The sequence below is a fragment of the Sinomonas sp. genome (assembly GCF_036848755.1).
GTDB lineage: Bacteria > Actinomycetota > Actinomycetes > Actinomycetales > Micrococcaceae > Sinomonas.
The window spans coordinates 1-3,368 of record NZ_DAIUJO010000204.1 but is presented as its reverse complement, the minus strand read 5'-3'; the positions used below and the strand labels follow the sequence as shown (position 1 = coordinate 3,368).

Annotated in this window: 4 protein-coding genes; all 4 read right to left on the bottom strand. The window is 66.8% G+C overall.

Annotated elements, in window-relative coordinates:
- The coding region (locus V7053_RS18420) for an NADH-quinone oxidoreductase subunit C (protein ID WP_334173706.1) at positions 1-724 on the bottom strand (724 nt) is incomplete at its 3' end.
- Entirely contained in the window at positions 721-2,172 is a 1,452-nt protein-coding gene (locus V7053_RS18415; protein ID WP_334173705.1) for a proton-conducting transporter transmembrane domain-containing protein, read from the bottom strand. The genes V7053_RS18415 and V7053_RS18420, both read right to left, overlap by 4 nt.
- Before the next feature lie 4 nt (positions 2,173-2,176).
- Positions 2,177-2,866, bottom strand: coding sequence for a hypothetical protein (locus V7053_RS18410; RefSeq protein ID WP_334173704.1), 690 nt, complete (start codon positions 2,864-2,866; stop codon positions 2,177-2,179).
- A partial coding sequence (locus V7053_RS18405; protein ID WP_334173703.1) for an NADH-quinone oxidoreductase subunit H occupies positions 2,863-3,368 on the bottom strand: 506 nt, incomplete at its 5' end. The genes V7053_RS18410 and V7053_RS18405, both read right to left, overlap by 4 nt.

Genomic DNA, 3,368 nt, shown 5'->3' with positions numbered 1-3,368 from the left:
CTATCTCGGCATGCACGAGCCGTTGGTACTGCGCGCACTGCGGTGGCTCCACCCCCGCCAAGGTCTCGACGGTCTGGGAGAAGGCGCAGGCATGCGCCACGGACATGGTGCCTTCGACGCGCTCTGCGAGCAGGACACCATCGCCAGAGCCGAGCCTGTCGAAGCGCCGGGCGACTCCGCGGTGTTTGAGATAGGGCCGGACTCTGACCCTCGGGATGTCCTCGCCGAAGGTCTCGACCAGATACTCCACGGTCTCGAACACCCCGGAGCGGACCGGGCCGTAGGGGATCGTGAAGACCCCTTCACCTTCGACATGCCCGGCCAGCGAGGCGGTGTCCGGCTCCACCGGCGCGCCTTCCTCGGGGCGCCCGGGTCTCGCTCGCCCATGCCCGCTGCCATGGACCGGGAAGGCGAGCGGGTCCAAGCGGGGATGCCCGATCGGTGTGACCCCGAACAGGTCGTGGATCTGACGCTCGTACCAGAAAGCCGCGGGAACGAGCGGTGTCAGGGACGGGAAGTGGTCACGGTCCGAGCCGAGCTCGCTCTCCCACAGCACGAGGTGATGGCCCGCATCGGCGACGATCGCACGGAGCAGGGTCGACCCCCCACGCGAGCCGGATGCCACCAGCCCGACGAACCGCCCACCGCTCGCCACGGCCCGGGCGACCGCGTCCGCCATCTCGTCAGGGTGCAGTCGGTGCGAAAGCCCGCTGGTCGTCGTCACTTGCCGCTCCCGAGTTGCGCGGCCGCGTGCGACAGCAGCTGGGACAGAGAACCTGGAGGGTGGATCCCCAGGAGCACCAGGCCTGCCAAGCCGACGCACATGGCGGCCACCATCATCCAACTTGTCTCTCCCCGAGGCACGGGATCGGCGGGCGGCCCTGTCGTAGTGAGCGTACCGAAGTACATGAGCGCAATGGACGCGAGGGTGACCAGTACCACGAGCACCGCGGCCACGACGTCCGCCGGGTCGGACAGCCCGCCTGACACGATGAGGAACTCGCTCCTGAAGATGCCTCCGGGTGGGGCGGCGCACAGCCCGAGGACCGCGCCCACCAAGAGAGGGCCCGACCACGGAAGGCTGTCAATACCGCCCGACAGACCAATGACATCCTTGGTCCCGAACTTGCGGAGGAAGCTGCCCGCGCCGAAGAATGCCGTCCCCTTAGCTGCTGCGTGGGCAAGAACGTGGAGCAGTACGCCCACGATCGCGATGGGCGCCGCGAAGCTCATACCGATGGCGAGGATTCCCATGTGTTCGACGCTCGAGTAGGCGAACAACCGTTTCAGGTCGCGTTGGCTCGCCAGGTACAGCGCTGCCAGGAGCAGCGACGCGAGGCCGAAGGCCAGCAGGACGTTCCTCGGGAAATCGGGGCCCACGGCGCGCACCGTGATCTGGAAGTACCGCAGGATCGCGTAGAAGCTGACCGCCAGAAGAGCGCCCGAAAGCAGAGCTGATACCGGCGTGGGGGCCTCCGAGTGGGCATCGGGAAGCCAGGTGTGGACCGGGACGAGTCCCATCTTGGTCCCGAAGCCGAGGACGGCTAGCAGGAACGACAGGCGGACGATCGCGTGGGGGAAGTGGGCCGCCGACCCGAGCAGCTTGGGGTAGAAGAGCTCGTAGGCGCCGCCGAAGACCTCGCTGCCTGCGTAGTACATGACGATGGTCGCAAGGAGCGCGATGCCGAGGCCCATCGAGGCGATGAGCACGTACTTCCACGCTGCTTCCGTCGCGCCGTCCGTGTCGTCGATGGCGACGAGCAGGGCCGACACCACCGTGGTGACCTCGATCGCCACCCACAGGAGTGCCAGGCCGTTCACGACCGTTGCCATGGCCATCGACCAGCAGAAGAGGTTCAGACCGGCGAACAGGCGCCTGGAATACTGCGAGGGTCGGTGAGCACCGGCATCCAGGTATCCGATCGCGAACAGCGCGCTCAACGCATACAGAAATGTGACCGCGAGGAGGAACACGACCGACAGCGGATCGGCCCGCAACCAACCCGACATCGCCGTCGTCGGGCTGTCTCGACCGACCAGTGCGACCGATCCGCCAAAGCAGGCAACGCCAGTTGTCACCGTCAGGGCCTGCCCAGCTCGGACTGGAGCGAACCACGCGCAGATCGCAACCGCGAACGGGACGAACAGCAGGGCGATCAGGAACCAGCCCACCCGCTCACCCCCTCAGCCGGTCCAGCACATCGGTTGACAGCGTCGCTGTGCGCGTGTGGTGCACCCGCATCAGCACCCCGAAGACGACCACCGCGACCAGCAGATCGAAAAGGAATGCGACCTCCACCACGAGCGGCAGCCCCGCGGCGACCACGAGGCTTGCAACGGACACCCCGTTCTCCAAGGAGAAGAACCCGACCGCCTGTGACACGACATCGGAGCGGAGGATCACCAGCACGAACGAGACGAGCACCACGGCAGCGGAAAGGCCGAACGCTGCCGTGGGAAGTGAATGGGAGCGGACTGGGAGGCTCCCGATCGCGAAGATCCCGAAGACGGCCAGGGTGATAGAGACCAACGTCATGGAGGCCACGCTCCACCGGTTGGACGCAACGAGTTCGACGCGGGCGTCCCTGAGCAGGCGCAGGACGATCGCCGGTACGACGATCACCTTGAGCCCCAGGGACAGGCCGGCGAGGGCGTACAGGTCCGGGATGCCCCTGGAGGCGGCGACGTAGGCGGCCAGGGCGCTGACCGACAGCGACTGGAAGGCGTACAGCCGGATCTGCGAACGCGACAGGGGGGCGCGCAGCATCGCGAACTCGCTGAGCAACACCACGATCGTCAGGCCCTCGGCCACCCCGGAGAACGTCGAGGGGACCGTGACACCAGCAGTAGCCAGGACACTCGTCATCCGCCGCCTCCGACGAACAGGACAAGCACCGAAAGCACCGCCAGTAGGAACGCGGACGCCATGAACTCGGTGATCTTGAACAAGCGCAGCTTGGAAAAACTGTTGTCGATGAGGGTGAACAGAGCCCCCACGCCGAGCGCCTTGGCCAGGAAGACCAGGATCGCCAGCCCAACGGCCCCGGCGTGCTGCGAGCCGGCCAATCCCCACGGGGCAGCGAACACGTTGACCAGCAGCACGTAGAGGATGAGCTGCTTCATGTTCGATCCCCACTTCAGCAGCGCGAGCGCCGGTCCCGAGTGCTCCAGGGTGCGGGCTTCGTCGATCATGCCGAACTCGAGGGTGCTGGAGTGGGTTTCGACCGGGATGCGGCCGGTGTCGTTGAGGACCACCAGGAAGAACGCCAGGGCGGCGAGCAGATGAGCCGGCCGGATCGCGTCGGCGAACGACGCTCGGCTCGCGGCTGCCTCGGCGTAAGGCAAGTCCGTTGTCGTGATGAGCGCGA